Source organism: Leisingera sp. ABM4_101 (genome assembly GCF_056158725.1).
The window spans coordinates 212943-229602 of sequence record NZ_JBSWTV010000001.1; the positions used below are offsets into that span (position 1 = coordinate 212943).

Sequence of the window (16660 nt, forward strand, 5' to 3'; positions counted from 1 at the left end):
CGGACGTGAATGCGCCCGTATCAGTAAGGGAAATGACGAAAATCGGGAAAGGCGGGGCGGCGGGAATATGGCCGCCCCGAGGTCGCGCAAGCGGGTTACTTGCGCGGGAGGAATGCGTTTTCCTTCCAGACCGCATAGCCCTCGCGGAAGCCCTGCATGTCGCCCAGAACCTTGCTGAAGAATTTGTTGTTGGCAGCTTCTTCCTCGGCAACCTTGTTCCAGGTGGTGCGGAACAGATCCAGCATCTCAGCGTCCCACTGCTTGATCTGCACGCCGTTGTTTTCGACGTTGTCGATCAGCGCCGCGTGCTGGATCGCCTCGCCTTCGGCAAAGCTGTCGGCCATGGATGCCTTGCAGGCATTTTCGATGATGGCCTTGTGCTGGTCGCTGGCTGCGTTCCAGACGTCCTTGTTCACCAGCAGTTCAAACACGGTGGCTTGCTGGTGCCAGCCGGGGAAGTAGTTGTATTTCACCAGCTTGTGGAAACCGAGACGGGCGTCGATCGCAGGCATGGAAAATTCGGTGGCGTCAATCGCCCCCTTCTCCAGCGCCGGGAAGATCTCACCGCCGGGCAGCAGCGATGTGGCAACGCCCAGCTTCTGCATCACCTTGCCGCCCAGGCCAAAGAACCGCATCTTCAGGCCATTCAGGTCCTCGGCGCTGTTGATCTCCTTGGCGAACCAGCCAGAGGTCTCCGGCGCAATCACCGCGCAGGGCAGAACCTTCACGTTATAGCCCGCCTGGTCGTACATCTCCTGATACAGGGTCATGCCGTTGCCATAGTAGAGCCAGGCCATGTACTCGCCCGCTTCCGGGCCGAACGGCACCGCAGAGAACAGCGGCGCGGCCGGGATCTTGCCCGCCCAGTAACCGGCGGTGGTGTAGCCGGAGTTGATCTTGCCCGAGGACACCGCGTCCAGGATCTCGAACGGCGGCACCAGCTTGCCGGGCTCGTAGACCTTCATCTTCAGGCTGCCGCCCGACATCAGGTCCAGCTGCTCCGCCACCCGCGGGATCGGCGAGCCAAGGCCCGGCAGCGCAGTCGAAAACGCAATCGGGGTTTTCAGCAGCAGCTTGTCGGCAGCCTGTGCGGCAGGGGCTGCCAGCAGCGAAGCGGCCACGGCCAGCGAGGTCAGGGTCTTTTTCATGGGGTCTCCTCCGGGTTCAGTCCGGCCGCTCCTCCGGCCGCAGATCCTACCGCTGATGCGGCATGACTGGTAAATATTGTTGACCAAGCAATCCAGTCAACAACTTTATTTACCACTGATTGGGTTGGCAGCGGGATTGTGAGACAGGCGAAACCGCATGTTTTTTCGGCACTTTGAAGACGGGTTCATGAAATATTGTTTTCTTTCATATCATTGCCTCGAAGTCGGGCATCCGTATTTCTGGGTACATCGGCTTGCAGTTTTGCGGGGCAGTGGTAAAGTTTCAGAATGACCTCTGTTCCGAGGTTTCCCAGCATCTAAGTGGACGCCATGACCGACATCCGCCCGTTTGACCCCGTTGGACACGAATCAATTGCCGATGCCGTGGTCGAGCAGATTGAGACGATGATCGTCGACGGCATCCTCAAAGAAGGCCGCAAACTGCCCTCCGAGCGGGAGCTGGCAGAGGCCATGGGGGTCTCACGCCCAAAACTGCGCGAGGCGCTGCAAACGCTGGAAAGCCGCGGTCTGGTCAATGTCCGCCATGGCGAAGGCACCTTCATCGCGCCGCTCACCGGCCGGGCCATGTCCCCTGCCCTCCTGTCGCTCTACACCCGCCACGGCGGTGCCTTCTACGACTACCTGGAATACCGCCGCGAGCAGGAGGCCTTTGCCAGCCGCCTGGCCGCCACCCGGGCCACAGACTCCGACAAGGCGCGGCTGGCTGAGATCATCGCCGATATGCAGACCGCATGGGAACAGGACGATCAGGACGCCAGCCAGGAGGCCGACTTCCGCCTGCACACCGCAGTGGTCGACGCCAGCCAGAACACCACGCTGATCCACATGATGGCCTCGGTCTACGATCTGACCCGGCAGGGGGTGTTTTACAACCGCGAATTCCTGCGCACCATGGACGGCACCGGCGCCGAGCTGCTGAAGCAGCACAAGGAGATTGCCCAGGCGATCATCGACGGTGACCCGGACCGCGCTGAGGCTGCTGCCCGGCGCCATATGGATTTTGTCGAAGCTTCGTTCCGAACCGGCCGGGAGCAGCAGGCCCGCGAAATCCGCGCCGCCAAGCGGCGGCAGCTGACACGCTAATGCCCAAGGTGCCAGCCCCTGGGTTATGGGGCGCGGGACTATCCGGGGCATTTGCAGCTCGGCTCTTTGCGAGGCAGTGGCTCGTGCGGTGAAACCCGCAGTTTTGTGACCTCGTTCACAGGAATGTTTTCGATTGCCGGCTGAGACACCGCGAATTCCCGGATCAGTGAGTTGGGCAGCACAGACCGCTGTTTGCTGATGAACTGGCCGCCAGGAACGGCGGCGGGCAAGCGCTTGGCTTCCAGCTTGAAGGCAACTGGCAGCGGAGGCGAAAACAGCTATCATGCGGGTTGGCGGCAAGCGGCCTGGAAGGAGAGACAGTCATGCGTTGGAACCAAACCCCTGCCCTGGTCAGCGGGCTCATTGTTTGGGCAGCGGCTGCCTGGGCTGAGGAGCCGCCCAAGCCGGTCAAGCTGATGCAGACGTCTTCTGAGGCGCTGCTGCTTGAGCGGCAGTTTTTTGGCCAGGTGGCGGCAAAGCAGACAGTTGATCTGGCCTTTCAGGTGAGCGGACAGATCCTGGAGTTTCCGGTTACCGAAGGCGGGACTGTTGCACGGGGCGCGCTGATTGCCGAGCTTGACCTGGAGCCATTTGAGCTGAAGCTGGAACAAGCGCGTCTGCAAAAGGCGCAGGCCGACCGGACAGTTGCCAGGCTGGAAAAACTGACCGGGACGGTCAGCCAGGTGTCCATTGACGACGCAGAGACCGAGGCCGGGCTGGCTCGGGTGGCATTGCGTGATGCGCAGTATGAGCTTAACCATGCCACGCTGAATGCGCCGTTTGACGCGCTGGTTTCCAGCCGCGAGGTGGAGCAGTTCACCACCGTCAGTGCCGGCACGCCGATTGTGCGTCTGCACGATATGTCGGAGCTTCACATTGAGGTTGATGTTCCGGAAGTGCTGTTTCAGCAGGCCGATGAAAGCGACGCGCTGACAATTGTTGCCAACTTCCCTGGGCAAGACACGCAATACCCGTTGGAAATTCTGGAATTTGACGCCGAGGCGAGCAGTGTCGGCCAAAGCTACCGGGTTACGTTCCGCCTGCCCCCGCCCGAAGGCCGCCAGATTCTGCCTGGCGCCTCTGCCACGGTGGCGGTCAGCGTTGATACCGGTGATGCCGCGATCCGAGTTCCAGGAACTGCACTGGTCGCCGCAGCCGATGGTGCCACCGGGGTGATGGTCTTTGAACCCGCAGGTGCTGATGAAGGGGCGGTCACCTGGACTGCTGTCAAAGTTGGTGCCACCCAAAACGGGGATTTCCGTATTGCGGAGGGGCTCGCCGGCGGTGAGGAGATTGTCGTGACAGGCGGTGCCGCGCTGAAGGACGGGCAACGGGTCCGCCGTTTCTCCGGTTTTGGTAACTGAGGGCAGGCAGATGGACATCGCACGCGGGTCGATCAACCGGCCGCTTTACACCTGGATCATCATGCTGGCCGCTTTGCTGGGCGGCATTTGGGGCTTTCTGAACCTCGGCCGGCTGGAAGATCCAGCGTTCACCATCAAATCTGCAGTAATTTCAACGCAGTATCATGGGGCTAGTAGCGAGCAGGTGGCTCTGGAAGTCTCCGAGCCGCTGGAATCAGCAATCCAGAAGATGGGCGAAGTAAAGCTGATTACTTCGGTCAACCGTCCGGGCCATTCACTGATCGAAGTGGAGATGCAGGACATCTATGATGGTACTGAGCTGCCGGCAATCTGGACCAAGCTGCGGGCAGAAATCCGTGATGCGGCCCGCGCGCTTCCAGAAGGTGTCAGCCAGCCCTATGTCAATGATGGCTTTGGTGACGTGTTCGGCCTGTTTTATGCGGTGAGCGCCGAAGGGTTCACAGATGCGGAAAAGCATGAGCTGGCCACCTTCTTGCGGCGTGAACTGCTGACGGTGGACGGGGTCGCCGATGTTGAAATCGCAGGGCTGCCGCAAGAGGCTGTTTTTGTCGAACCCAAAATGGCGGTTGCGGTCAATCAGAACATCCCGATTGAAGCAATTAACAGCGCGCTGGCGAACGCAAATTCTGTCCGCTCCGCCGGCAGTCTGGAGGCGGGAGCTGCTGAAACCCGGCTGAGCGCGCCGGAAGGTTCAGACTCGGTGACCGAGATCGCCGGCCTTGCAATCGGCTCTCAAGGCGAAGTGGTCAACGTGATCGATATGGCTGATGTGCATCGCGGGCGTGTCAGCAAACCAGACCTGATCATCCGGTTTGACGGCGTTGAAGCCTTCACACTGGGCATAGCGGGGCTTGCCACCGAAAACATCGTCGAGGTGGGCCGCAACGTCAATTCCAAGCTGGCAGAGCTCGACAGCCAAATCCCCTACGGCGTCGAGCTGAAACCGATCTACCAGCAGCATGTAGTGGTGGAGCAGGCCTCCAACGACTTCCTGGTGAACCTCGCCATGTCGGTCTCCATCGTGGTCGTCGTTCTGGCCCTCTTCATGGGCTGGCGCGCCGCCGTGGTGGTGGGCACCACCCTGCTGCTCACCGTGGTCGGCACCCTGTTCTTCATGAACATGTTCTCAATCGAGATGGAACGGATCTCGCTGGGGGCGCTGATCATCGCCATGGGCATGCTGGTGGACAACGCCATCGTGGTCGCCGAGGGGATGCAGATTTCCATGCTGCGCGGAAAATCCTCGCGCAAGGCCGCGCATGAGGCCGCCTCGAAAACCCAGATCCCGCTTCTGGGCGCTACCGTCATCGGCATCATGGCCTTTGCCGGCATCGGCCTAAGCCCCGATGCCTCGGGCGAATTCCTTTTCTCGCTGTTTGCTGTCATTGCCATCTCGCTGCTGCTCAGCTGGCTCTTGGCGCTGACCGCAACGCCGCTTCTGGGCCATTACTTCTTCAAGCAGGGCAAGGGCGGGGACAAAGACGCCTATAGCGGTATCCTGTTCCGCACCTATGGCGTCATCCTGCGCGCTTCGCTGAAACTGCGCTGGCTGGTTGTCGCCGCGCTGATTGGCGTCACCGTGGCCTGCTTTGCCGGCTTCGGGCTGGTGAAGCAGCAGTTCTTTCCGAACTCCAACACGCCCTTGTTCTTCGTCCACTACAAGCTGCCGCAGGGCACCTCGATCCACACCACTTCCGACCACATGCAGGTGTTCGAGGACTGGCTGGCCAAGCGTGACGACGTGGTCTCAGTGGCCTCCTTCACCGGCCAGGGCGCCACCCGTTTCATGCTGACGTACTCGGCGGAAAAGCCAAATCCCAGCTATGGACATCTGATAATCCGCACCGAAAACCTGGAAGCCATCCCGCCCTTGCAAGCAGACCTCGAGACATTCGGACAGGCGCAATTCCCCGAGGGGGAATTCCGCACCAAGCGGCTGGTTTTCGGTCCCGGTGGCGGCGACCCGATCCAGGTGCGCTTCTCCGGTCCTGACCCGCAAGTGCTGCGCCAACTGGGCGAGGAAGCCATCCGGCGGCTGGAGGGCGCCTCCCCCGACATCCTCAGCGCCCGCCATGACTGGCGCGAACAAGAGGCTGTGCTGAAGCCGGTTTACGCCACCGACCGTGCGCAAACCGCAGGCGTTACCCGTGAAAACATCGCAGATGCGCTGCAGTTTTCCACCGACGGCCTGCAGATGGGTGTCTTCCGCGAGCGCGACCGGCTGATCCCCATCGTGGTGCGCCGCGCACCCGAGGGGAGCTATAACATCTATGACCAGGTGGTATTCTCTTCCTCGGGTGGCAGTTTCGTGCCGCTGGAGCAGATGATCGACGGCATTGATGTGGCGATTGAAAACACCCTGGTGCACCGGCGCGACCGGGTACCTACGCTGACCGTCGGCGCCGACATCCCTGCGGATCTGACTGCCGCCACTGTCTTTGCCGAGGTGCAGGAGACCATCGAGGCGATGGAGATACCACCCGGTTATTTGATGGAATGGGGCGGCGAGCATGAAAGCTCGGGCGATGCCAACGAAAGCCTTGGCAAGCAGCTGCCGGTGACGCTGCTGATCATGGTGCTGATCTCGGTTCTGCTGTTCAACGCGATCCGCCAGCCGGTGATCATCTGGCTACTGGTCCCCATGTCAGTGAACGGCGTTGTGATCGGGCTCCTGGGTACCGGCTTCCCCTTCACCTTCACCGCGCTGTTGGGCTTGCTCAGCCTCTCGGGGATGCTGATCAAGAACGGCATCGTTCTGGTGGAGGAAATTGACCTCGTGCGGGAAACCGGCAAGCCGCTGCGTGAAGCGATTGTCGAAGCCTCAGTCTCGCGCCTGCGCCCGGTGATGCTGGCAGCGGTGACCACCATCCTCGGCATGGCGCCCTTGCTGACAGATGCCTTTTTTGTGTCGATGGCAATCACCATTATGGGCGGCCTGGCCTTTGCAACCGTCCTGACCCTGGTGGCAGCGCCAGTGTTTTACCTGATCTTTTTCCGCCGGGCGGAGAAACAGGAAACGGCATCCGCCTAACTAGGCTTTGCTAGCAAACCGGGGGCGCACGCGGTATCAGCGCCCCCGGTCAAAGACCTCGTGTTCAAGCACTCAGGCGCTGCGGCACGGTGCCGGCCCTGTGGTCTAGATGCTCCTTGCCCAGATCGAAGCGCCCGACGATGCCCGTCAAACTATGCGCTTCATTCTGTAGCAATTGGCTGGCTGCGGCAGCCTCTTCGGACATCGCCGCATTCTGCTGGGTCATGTTGTCCAGCTGGTGCATCGCGCCGTCGATCTTTTCCAGCCCCCTGGACTGGGTACGCACTCCGTCTGCGATTTCGGTCACAAGGCCTGACACGGCGGACACTTGCTCGATGATACTGGTCAGCGCGTCGCCGGCGCGGCCGACCATAGCAACGCCATTGGCCACGTGCTCCTCGCTGGCCGAGGTCAGCCCCTTGATCTGTCCCGCCGCATTGGAGGCCCTCTGCGCCAAGGCACGCACCTCTGAGGCAACCACAGCGAAACCGGCGCCTGCAGGGCCTGCGCGGGCGGCTTCGACGCCTGCGTTCAGTGCCAGCAGATTGGTCTGGAAGGCGATGTCGTCAATCATGTTGATGATTTTGGAAATCTCCGCCGAGGCCTCCTGGATCTGGTCCATTGCGGCCACGGCAGATGTCACCACATCGGTGCTTTGCTCAGCTTCGCATCGGGCGCCGCGCATGGTTTCGTCCATCCGTCCCGCCCGCTCTGCAGTGTCGCGGATGCCGCCAGTCAGCTCCCGGATGGCACCTGCGGTTTCTTCCAGGGTGGCTGCCTGACTTTCGGTGCGATGCGCCATTTCCGTTGCGGCGCCGCGTTGCTCCTCGGAGAAGCGGCCAACGTTCTCCGCCGCGCCGACGACCTCAGCCATTGAGCCGCGCAGCCGTTCCAGACTGCGGTTGAAGTTTTCCCGCAGCGTTTCGTAGTGGCCGTCGAACGGCGCCTGGATGTCGCAGGCCAGGTTGCCGCGCTGCAATTCGGAGAGGGCCGCGCTCATGCTGTCGACTACGGCAGCGGTATGGCGGGCGGCCTCCACTTCGCGGGCTGAAGCTTCATCGGCTTCCTTCAGCTTGCCGCGGAAACTGTCCAGGCTGCGCGCGAGGTCACCCAATTCGTCACCACGGTCCCGGCCGTGGATTTCGGCATCATAGTTGCTGCCGGCCAGCGCATTGGTGGCCTCCCGCAGGGCATGGATCGGGCGGGTGACGCTGCGCGCCGCCAGCCAGGATACGCCAATGGCCGCCAGTAACGCCGCACCGATCAGCGCGGCAGCAATCAGGCGGATACGTTCGACAACAGCAAAGGCGGTATGCTCGTCAGTTTCCAGCACCAGCGACCAGTCCAAGCCGGGAAGATCCAGCGGCATCACCAGGGCAATGGCGCGTTCACCCAGAGAGGAGCTGACCCCCTCAAATTGACCGCCTTGCCGCGCCTTGGCTGCCTGGATTTGCGGCGTCTCCGGCATTTGCTGCAGCACCGGGAACAATCCCTCAACCGAAGAAGGGCTGCGGGCCATTCCGTCGCTGCTGACCGCAAAGATGTTCTGATGGGTGCCCCCTGACAGGTTGCTGGTCAAGGCATTGACAACTCCTGCTGTTCCCAGCCGCACCGCAATCACCCCGGCAACATCGCCCCGTTTAGTGAAGACCGGAGCGGCCATAAAGGCAGCCGCCCCTTCGCTGTGGCTATAGGCCGCAAAATCGGCCACTGCCACACTGCCCGCCTCGGCGTCCAGTGCCGCCCGGAACACCTGTGCAAGCCCACCCTCGGTGCCCGGCTGAAGACCGGTCAGGAAATCCCCCTGTTTTTTAACCGTGTAGACGATCTGCCCATTGGGCGTGATCAAGTAAAGGTCCTGGTAGCCGTTCAGGCGCAGGCTTTGCAGGAAAGTCGGATGATAGGTCACATGCGACTGGTTGTAATAGGATCCGTCACCGGCATCCGTCAGCTCCTCGCGCAGATGAACAGGGTTCGGATTGCCGCTCGCATAGGTCTGTTTCAAGTAGGTGACGGGGTCGTCTTCCTCCACCATGCCGATCACCCTTTCAAAATTGCCGATCGCCCTGAAAACCGCGGGCTGGGCGGCAAGGCTGGACACATCAGAACGCGCAGCCTTGAGCAGGAATTCCAGGGCTTGGGCACCGGATTTTGCCTCAATCCTCTGAGCGGCAAACGCATTTTCCCGGATGCTGCGCTCTGCCATTGAATAAACGAGTAAGGAAACTGTAACGAGGAATGCCCCCGTCAGCGCCACCATGATCAGCGGCAGTTTCAGTTTCAGCGGCAGCTTCGTGGTCCGGGGCATTGGCGAGTTTCTCCTGCAAACGGCGGCGCCCAGGCACAGACCTGGACATACAGGAGTGTTAATCAGGAAAGTCCTGAAAAAGTGTGTATCATTAAGTTATCGCAAATGAAGTTTTCCGGAATTCATTCTGTCGAAATGCCGCAAATTTGAAGTTACGCCTGTTCCGGCCAATTCAGCCTGAAAATCCTTTGAAAACTAGTGCAGGCGTGATCGATTGTGAGCGCGGCGCGAAAACTCATGCCGCAAACCGTCACCCAGGATCTCATTCACATTTGATGATTTGACAGAAAGGGCAACGCCTTCAACTTGCTCCTGAACTAAGTTCCGGCAAGTTCCTGGTAAGATTTCAGCGCCCTGAAACAGAGCGCAGAAAGTCCCTTGTTATACAGCAATTTCTGCTGCCACCCGATTCCGGTTTTCACTTACAACCCTGCCAAGGCGTCTGTGAAGCGGATGATTTCCTTGGCAACCTGCTCTCCAGCCTCTAGCAGCAGGGAGTGTTTCAGGCCCGGAAGGATGACCAGTTCTGAACTGGGCAAGGCTTGAGCAATCTGCCGGTTCAGGCGCGGGTTGCAGCCGCCATCGTGTTCTCCGGTCAGCACCAGCGCCGGTACCCGGACCTGATGCAGCCAGGGTGACATTTCTGTGCCCGCATAAATCCGGAAGACGTTCAGAAACACGTCTGGGGCGGTTTCAATCACCTGCTTCAGCCGGTTCTGCACCACGCCGGGGTTGTCAGCGATAAAACTGTCTGTGAACCAGCGGGCAGTCAGTGTTTCCAGCACCTGAGGAATGCCTCTTTCCTCCATGGCCTGTACCACAGCCCATACTTTGGCGCTGTCATCCTCTGTCCGGAAGGCTGCCGTCGAGAGCAAGCCCAGAGAGAGGACCCGCTGCGGGTACTTCAGCGCGTAGGCTGGACCAATCATACCGCCCAGTGAATGCCCGGCGAAATGCCCGCTGGCAAAACCGGTTCGTTCCCGCACCCGTTCCAGATCTGCCACCAGTTCATCAAGGCCGAACGGAACTGCCGGCAAGGGCGACCCCCCATGTCCGCGCAGGTCGTAAGTGACAACCGTAAAACGCTGCGTAAGCTCCGGCAGGGCCCTTGCCCAGGTGTTGCGGGCCGCTCCGATACCGTGGATCAGAAACAGCGGCGGGCCATCGCCCTGAACAGTGAATTCACAATCAATCGCCTTGGTCATCACAGCCCTCCTCAATCCGGAAATTTATCTGAACACAATTCCCCGCCGGAGCCCCAGTTGCTCTTGTCCACATCGGTCAGAACCACATGCACGCTGGCTGGGGTCCCGCCCGCAGTTCTGACAAATGCATCGGTCAGCTCGCGGACAATGGCGCGCTTTTGCGCCTCGCTGCGACCGGCGAACATTTCAACACGGATTATTGGCATCCTTGGTCTCCTGTCTCAATTTGAGGGGGACGGACACATTGAAAGGCGCCATCCAAATATGTAAGCGGGCGCACAGCCGCATTGCGAATGCTGGTTACACGTCCGATCGCTACGGTGTGCGTTGCGTGCACAAGGGTCTTTTCCAGACAGCAGTTAAGGGCCGTGGCCCCAGCCAGGAGCGGGCCAGAGGGGGACTGCTGGTTTGCAACGGTCTCAAATCTGCTGCCGGAAGCTGCGCCAGTCAGCCCGGCGAAGATACGGGCGGTCCGGGCGGCGTCCTCTGGCAGGATATTGACGCAAAATACCTCGTTTCCTGTCACTGCGCGGGCAATCCGGCTGCCGCTGTAAAGGCAGACCAACACGGATGGAGGATCTGCGGACACGGATGCAAATGCGCTGACAGTGGCCCCGGCCTGCCCGGCAGGGCCGCCGGTTGTGACCACGGTGACTGAACTGGCCACCTGCCGCATCGCATTGGTAAATGCCTTGGCATCCACTGCCGTCATTCTGCAGCTTCCGCAGCAGCGCGCCCGGTGAATTCCGGCATCACCTCTTCTGCAAAGCACTGAATGCTGTCCAGCGTCTCTTGGGCGTCGCAGCCGAAATTTGGGTTCAGGATCACACGGTCGATACCAAGCTCCGCATAAGGCGCCAGTTTGTCTATCATTTCCTGCGGGGAGCCGATCAGCAGGCTTTCCGCCAGGTCTTCTGCGCTTTGCTGACGCGGTATTTCGCGGATCATGCCTTTGTCCACGATCCCGGGGCCTGTGAACACGTTGTCAAAGCGGCTGTAGTAGCTGTGAGCAGCTCTAATTTTCTTCTGCCGTTCCGCAGCGTTAGGGGTCACGAATCCGACCCGTGAAAGCGACAGCGTCAAGCCGCGCCCGGCCTCCTCCATTTCGTGCTTGGCGCGGTTGAACGCTGCAACCTGGTCCAGCAGCAGTTGGTGGTTTCCCGACAGCGGCGTGGTCTGAATGTGGAACCCGCGTTTGGTGCAGTGATAGATGCCTTCGGGGTTAAGCACCGCCATCATCATCTGCGGCCCGCCGGGCTGCAGCGGGCGCGGCATGATCGTGATCGGATCGAATTTATAGTATGTCCCGTCCCAGCTCACCTCTTCTTCCGACAGCAGCGCCTGAAGAACGGCCAGTGACTCGTTGAACCGGGACTGGGTTTCTTCCATCGGCACACCCAGCCGCTCCATCTCGTATTTGAAGGCACCGCGGCCAACTCCCAAAAGCAGGCGTCCGTCAGTGAAGATGTCAGCGGCCACAACCTCGCCAGCATAGATGCGCATGTCATGCAGCGGCAGCACCACAATTGAGGTCATGATCTTGATACGCTGCGTGTGCGCGGCAATTTTGACAGCGAATTGCAACGGTGCCGGCATCATCAGGCAATTGATGAGATGATGTTCCGTCACTGACACGGCATCAAAGCCCAAGCTATCCGCAAGCTTCGCCTGATCCAGCATATCAGCGTAAACGCGGTCGCCGCCGTAGGATTTATCCGGATAATCCGCTGACAGCTGGATACAGAATTCCATTTTTGGCCTCCCCTAAGTGACAGGCGCAGCGTGGCAGAAATCAGTAAATCAAGAAAACGGATTTATTCTATTCTTAAATGCAGTATTATTGCATTATCTGATGCATGAACATTGCCGCCATCAAAACATTTCTCAGCGTGGTCCGTACCAGAAACCTGAACCGGGCCGCAGAGGAGCTGAACATCACGCAATCCGCTGTCACGGCCCGGCTGGACACGCTGGAGCAGGCGCTGGGGGCAAAACTTCTGGTGCGGTCCCGAAAAGGCGCCACACTGACCAAGGAAGGGTTCGCCTTCCTTGAGCAGGCAGAGGTGATTGTGCGCAGTTGGGAAAATGCCCGGGCACGGATCAGCCTGCCGCAGGGCGTGACACGGTTGTTCAGCTTTGTCTGCGATCCGGGCCTGTGGACCGGGCTGGGCGAAGCCTGGATGGCCGGTATCCGGGAAAGCTATCCTGAAACAGCTTGTGAAGTCTGGGCAGGCTTAGCTGCGGACGCCCACTCCTGGCTGCAGAGCGGGATGAGCGATGCCGCGCTGCTTACCGAACCGCTGTCCGGTGCACAATTTGCCAGCAGGGAATTTTCCGCATGCCTGCTGGTTCAGGTCGCGACCAGCCCGCGCCGGGCTGTGGACTGGGACCCTGCGTATATCTATGTCGACTATGGCCCCGCTGTGCGCTCACAACATGCGGAAACCTGGCCCAGCGGTGAAACCGCTTCTGTTGCGTTCAGCAATCCGGACTGGGCCTTGGCGCATTTGCTGTCCAAGGGCGGATCTGCCTATCTGCCGCGGCGGATGACCGCTGATTTGATCTCAAAAGAGCTTCTGTTTGAGGTCCAAGGCGCGCCAGCCTTTGAGCAGCGGAGCTTCCTGTCCTGGCGCAAGGACCGCGAAGACGCCTTTTGCTGGCTTGCGGCGCATGGGGTTTCTCGCACCTGAATTGCCAGGTTTCTGCCGATTTAAGTTGTCTTCCAGGCCGAACCAGAGGAAAAATTCGTCATGGACGACAAAGACCACGATATACTCCGGCTGATCCAATCGAATGCCCAACTGACTGCAGAAGCAATCAGCCACGAAATCGGCCTGTCGGCGCCGGCTGTGCAGAAACGGCTGAAGAAGCTGCGCGACACTGGCGTGATCGAGAAGGAAATCGCGCTTTTGTCCCCGTCAAAACTGGGACGGGAAATGACAGTGATCGTTCAGGTCGTGCTGGAGCGTGAAAGCCGGATGCATTTGGATGCGTTCAAACGAAAGATGCGCAAGGCGCCGCAGGTCCAGCAGTGCTATTACACCACGGGTGAGGCGGATTTTATCCTGGTTGTCATCGTCAAGGACATAAAAGAATACGAAACCTTCACCCAAGAGTATTTCTTTGATGAATCCAATGTCAGCCGATTTACATCCTCAGTGGTGATGGACCGGGTCAAGGTCTCTTTGGATATTCTTTAGGCGCCGGACAAACAGGCACACAGGGTTTCCACTGCGTTGGGAATATCGTCTTCGTGAGTGCAGCCAAAGCCCAGCAGCAGCCCGTTAAGGTCCTGCCTTTGCACACAATAATAAGAAAGCGCATAGGCTGACAGCCCGCGTGCTTCCAGCCGTTCCAGAACATCCATGTCTTGAATTCCCGCAGGAAGATCAGCAATCACCCGCAAGCCGCTGGTGTTCTGACGCAGGAAAACTTGCGGGTTGGCAATGCGTTCAAAACTGCTGAACATTGCCTTGCGGCGGCGAATATAGGCGCTGTGCATACGGCGCATATGGGTGCTCAGATGGCCCTGGCCAATGAACTCCGCCAGAACCGCCTGCAGCCAAGTGTTGGGACCGCGGTCGGTGATTGCACTCAACGCCATCAACGGCCGTGACAGCGCCACGGGTGCGATGATGAACCCCAGCCGCAGCGATGGGAACAGCGCGTTGTTGAAGCTGGAAACATAGATCGTGCGCGCCTGATGATCGTCGCAATAGATTGCCGGATCCGGGCGGCCGCCAAACATGAACTCATTGTCCAGATCATCCTCGATTAGCCAGGCACTGTTGCGGCGGGCCCAATCCATCCACTCCAGCCGCTGTGCGATCGGCATCACCGCGCCCAGCGGATACTGGCAGGAGGGCGTCAGGTAGGCCAGCCGTGCCCCCCTGGATTGCGGGCAGTCCGCCGGCACAGCGGCGCCGGTTTCCGACACTGGAACCGGCATAATTGTCCCGCCTTGCGCCTGAAAACTCAGCCGCACAACCGGGCTGGAGGGGTCCTCCATCAGCACTTTACTGCCAGGATCAAGCAGCAGCGCCGCAATCAGATTGAGCGACTGCTGGGAGCCGTTGGTAACAATCACCTGATCCGGGCTGCATTTCAGCCCGCGCCGGTTCAGTACGTAATCGCAAATCGCTTCACGCAACGGCGCGTAGCCGCCGGGCTGGCCATAAGCCATCATCGTGCTGTCCAGACGGTTGCGGATCCGGTTTTCAATACGGCCCCAGATCTTGTGCGGGAACAAATCTATGGCTGGGATATTGGCCAGGAACGGGCGCACCCGGACCGGGTCAAAGTAGGACGGGTCCAGCCCTTTGGCCGCTGTCATTCCGCGCTGTGACAGCCTGGGCGGACGGGGCGGTTCTGCCGCGCTTCCGGTATTGGGAGTGAGGCCCGGGAACTCCGGGTTCACAAAGGTGCCGGAACCGGTCCGGCTTTGCAGGTACCCTTCGCTCACCAACTGTTCAAACGCGGCGACCAGGGTGCTGCGGGCGATGCCATGGTGATCCTTCAGCCAGCGCGTGGAGGGCAGTTTCTGTCCCGGCTTGATATCTCCGTTCTGAATCATCCCGCGAAGCTGCTGGACCAGCTGCAGATAAAGCGGTGTGGCTGAGTCACGGTCCAGCTGCAGAAACGGCAGCGGGGCAAAATGCTTCGTTTGCTCCGGCACGGGATACCTTCAAAATGGTTTGCATCATTTAATCAAAATGGCCGTAGAAGGCAAAACCATTTTCTGTCAACACATCTTCATCAGCCCGGACTCGGGCCTGCGAACAGTAAGAAGGTTGCACTGGCCAGAGCGGCCGCGGTGCGGCCAGCAGGGGAAGAACATGTCTGACATCATCAACCACTATGTGGAACAGGCGGTCAAAGGCCTCATGAACCGCCGGGAATTCATTGGCCGTGCCGGGGCCTTGGGGGTTGCCGCGGCCAGCGCCAACAGCCTGCTAGCCTCGGCTGCGCGTGCCGAAGGTCCGAAGAAGGGCGGCCTGCTCCGCGCAGGTCTGCAGGGCGGCGCCAGCACTGACAGCCTGGATCCGGCGCTGGCGGCCAGTTCCGTTGCCAACAACGTGCTTACCGCCTATGGCGACCTGCTGGTCGAAGTTGACACGCACGGGGAAATCGTGCCGCGTCTGGCAGAGTTGGTTGAAGCCAGCGCCGACGCCAAGACCTGGACCTTCAAGATCCGCAAAGGCGTTGAGTTCCACAACGGCAAGACCATGACGCCGGAGGACGTGCTGAAAACCATGCAGCGCCACTCCAACGAGGACAGCCAGTCCGGCGCGCTTGGCATCATGCGCGGCATCGAGTCGATGAAGGTCGACGGCGATTACTTCAGAGTGACCCTGGACACGCCGAACGCCGACCTGCCGTATCTGATGGCCGACTACCACCTGGTGGTGCAGCCCGGTGGCGGCATGGATGCCCCGGCGTCCGGCATCGGTTGCGGCCCCTACACGCTGGAAGTCAACGAGCCCGGCGCTCGGCATGCCTTCAAGAAATTCGCCAACTACTGGGACGAAGGCCGCGGCCACGCCGAAGAGATCGAAATCCTGGTGCTGAACGATGACACTGCACGTACTGCAGCGCTGCAGAGCGGCCAGGTGCATTTCATCAACCGGGTGGCGCCGAAGATCGCCAAGCTGCTCGGCCGGGCGCCGGGCCTGCGAATTGAGAGCATTGCCGGGCGCGGCCATTACTGCTTCCTGATGCATTGCGACACTCCGCCGTTTGCCAGCAACGACCTGCGGATGGCGCTGAAACTGGCGGTCGATCGGCAGGAGATGGTCGACAAGGTGTTGCGTGGCTTTGGCAGCGTCGGAAATGACTCTCCGATCAATGCCGCCTATCCGCTGTTCTCGGATGATATCGAACAGCGCGCCTATGATCCGGATCAGGCCCGCCACTACTACCAGAAGTCAGGCCATGACGGCCCGATTGTGATGAAGGTCTCCGACACCGCCTTCCCGGGCGCGGTGGATGCAGCGCAGCTGTTCCAGCAAAGCGCCTCCAAGGCGGGCATTCCGCTGCAGATCGAGCGCGTCCCCAGCGACGGCTACTGGTCCGAGGTCTGGAACAAAGAGCCCTTCTGCGCCTCCTATTGGGGCGGCCGCCCGGTGCAGGATCAGATGTTCTCAACCGCGTATAAATCGGACGCTGATTGGAATGACACCCGTTTCAAGCGCGAAGACTTCGACGCGCTGCTGCTGCAGGCCAAGGGTGAGCTGGACACCGCCAAGCGCACTGCGCTGTACCGTGAGATGAGTGTCATGGTCGGCAACGAGGGCGGCGCGATCATTCCGATGTTCAACGACTTCATTGACGCGGTCAGCGAACAGGTCGGCGGCTGGGAGAATGATTCCGGTGGCGGCATGATGTACGATGGCGCGCTGGTGAAAACCTGGCTGCTGTAACTTGACATCCCGAAGACTGCGGCGGGCGGCCTTCCCCCGGACGTCCGCCGTTTTTTCAGG

Annotated in this window: 13 protein-coding genes; 6 read left to right on the forward strand and 7 right to left on the reverse strand. The window is 60.2% G+C overall.

From position 1 onward, the window contains the following. Positions 1–95: 95 nt before the first annotated feature. Complete coding sequence (locus ACXAEK_RS00950; RefSeq protein ID WP_475039230.1) at positions 96–1148, reverse strand: TRAP transporter substrate-binding protein; 1053 nt, start codon at positions 1146–1148, stop codon at positions 96–98. A 330-nt stretch (positions 1149–1478) separates the two neighbouring features. On the opposite strand from ACXAEK_RS00950, the gene ACXAEK_RS00955 reads away from it, so the two are divergent. The 3 genes from ACXAEK_RS00955 to ACXAEK_RS00965 all read left to right on the forward strand — a co-directional run bounded on the left by ACXAEK_RS00955 (position 1479) and on the right by ACXAEK_RS00965 (position 6668). Beyond that, positions 1479–2252 (forward strand): FadR/GntR family transcriptional regulator, encoded by a 774-nt coding sequence (locus ACXAEK_RS00955; protein ID WP_475039231.1) that lies wholly within the window; start codon positions 1479–1481, stop codon positions 2250–2252. A 323-nt stretch (positions 2253–2575) separates the two neighbouring features. Continuing rightward, on the forward strand, positions 2576–3616 hold the full coding sequence (locus ACXAEK_RS00960) for an efflux RND transporter periplasmic adaptor subunit (protein ID WP_475039232.1): 1041 nt from the start codon (positions 2576–2578) through the stop codon (positions 3614–3616). 10 nt (positions 3617–3626) lie between these two features. Further along, positions 3627–6668: an efflux RND transporter permease subunit gene (locus ACXAEK_RS00965; protein WP_475039234.1), complete on the forward strand. Its 3042-nt coding sequence runs from the start codon at positions 3627–3629 to the stop codon at positions 6666–6668. Between the two features lie 64 nt (positions 6669–6732). On the opposite strand, the gene ACXAEK_RS00970 is transcribed toward ACXAEK_RS00965, so the two are convergent. From ACXAEK_RS00970 to ACXAEK_RS00990, 5 genes are all read right to left on the reverse strand, one after another. After that, on the reverse strand, positions 6733–8976 hold the full coding sequence (locus ACXAEK_RS00970) for a methyl-accepting chemotaxis protein (protein WP_475039236.1): 2244 nt from the start codon (positions 8974–8976) through the stop codon (positions 6733–6735). Between the two features lie 422 nt (positions 8977–9398). Next, entirely contained in the window at positions 9399–10181 is a 783-nt protein-coding gene (locus ACXAEK_RS00975) for an alpha/beta fold hydrolase (protein ID WP_475039237.1), read from the reverse strand. An 11-nt stretch (positions 10182–10192) separates the two neighbouring features. Further along, complete coding sequence (locus ACXAEK_RS00980; protein ID WP_475039239.1) at positions 10193–10387, reverse strand: 2-hydroxymuconate tautomerase; 195 nt, start codon at positions 10385–10387, stop codon at positions 10193–10195. Next, entirely contained in the window at positions 10378–10893 is a 516-nt protein-coding gene (locus ACXAEK_RS00985) for a flavin reductase family protein (protein WP_475039241.1), read from the reverse strand. Before ACXAEK_RS00985 ends, ACXAEK_RS00980 begins: the two co-directional genes overlap by 10 nt. After that, positions 10890–11933, reverse strand: a complete 1044-nt coding sequence (locus ACXAEK_RS00990) for an LLM class flavin-dependent oxidoreductase (RefSeq protein ID WP_475039243.1) — start codon at positions 11931–11933, stop codon at positions 10890–10892. The genes ACXAEK_RS00985 and ACXAEK_RS00990 overlap by 4 nt, the downstream gene beginning before the upstream one ends. Positions 11934–12037: 104 nt before the next feature. Between ACXAEK_RS00990 and ACXAEK_RS00995 the strand changes: the two genes are divergently transcribed. Continuing rightward, positions 12038–12871 carry a LysR family transcriptional regulator gene (locus ACXAEK_RS00995; protein WP_475039244.1) on the forward strand — a complete coding sequence of 278 codons (834 nt, stop codon included), beginning with the start codon at positions 12038–12040 and terminating at the stop codon, positions 12869–12871. 60 nt (positions 12872–12931) lie between these two features. Continuing rightward, entirely contained in the window at positions 12932–13381 is a 450-nt protein-coding gene (locus ACXAEK_RS01000) for an Lrp/AsnC family transcriptional regulator (protein ID WP_475039246.1), read from the forward strand. Here the strand turns inward: ACXAEK_RS01000 and pdxR are convergent. Next, positions 13378–14856 (reverse strand): MocR-like pyridoxine biosynthesis transcription factor PdxR, encoded by a 1479-nt coding sequence (gene pdxR / locus ACXAEK_RS01005; RefSeq protein WP_475039247.1) that lies wholly within the window; start codon positions 14854–14856, stop codon positions 13378–13380. The two genes, ACXAEK_RS01000 and pdxR, sit on opposite strands and share 4 nt — an antisense overlap. Positions 14857–15016: 160 nt before the next feature. On the opposite strand from pdxR, the gene ACXAEK_RS01010 reads away from it, so the two are divergent. After that, positions 15017–16600: an ABC transporter substrate-binding protein gene (locus ACXAEK_RS01010; protein WP_475039248.1), complete on the forward strand. Its 1584-nt coding sequence runs from the start codon at positions 15017–15019 to the stop codon at positions 16598–16600. Positions 16601–16660 lie beyond the last annotated feature (60 nt).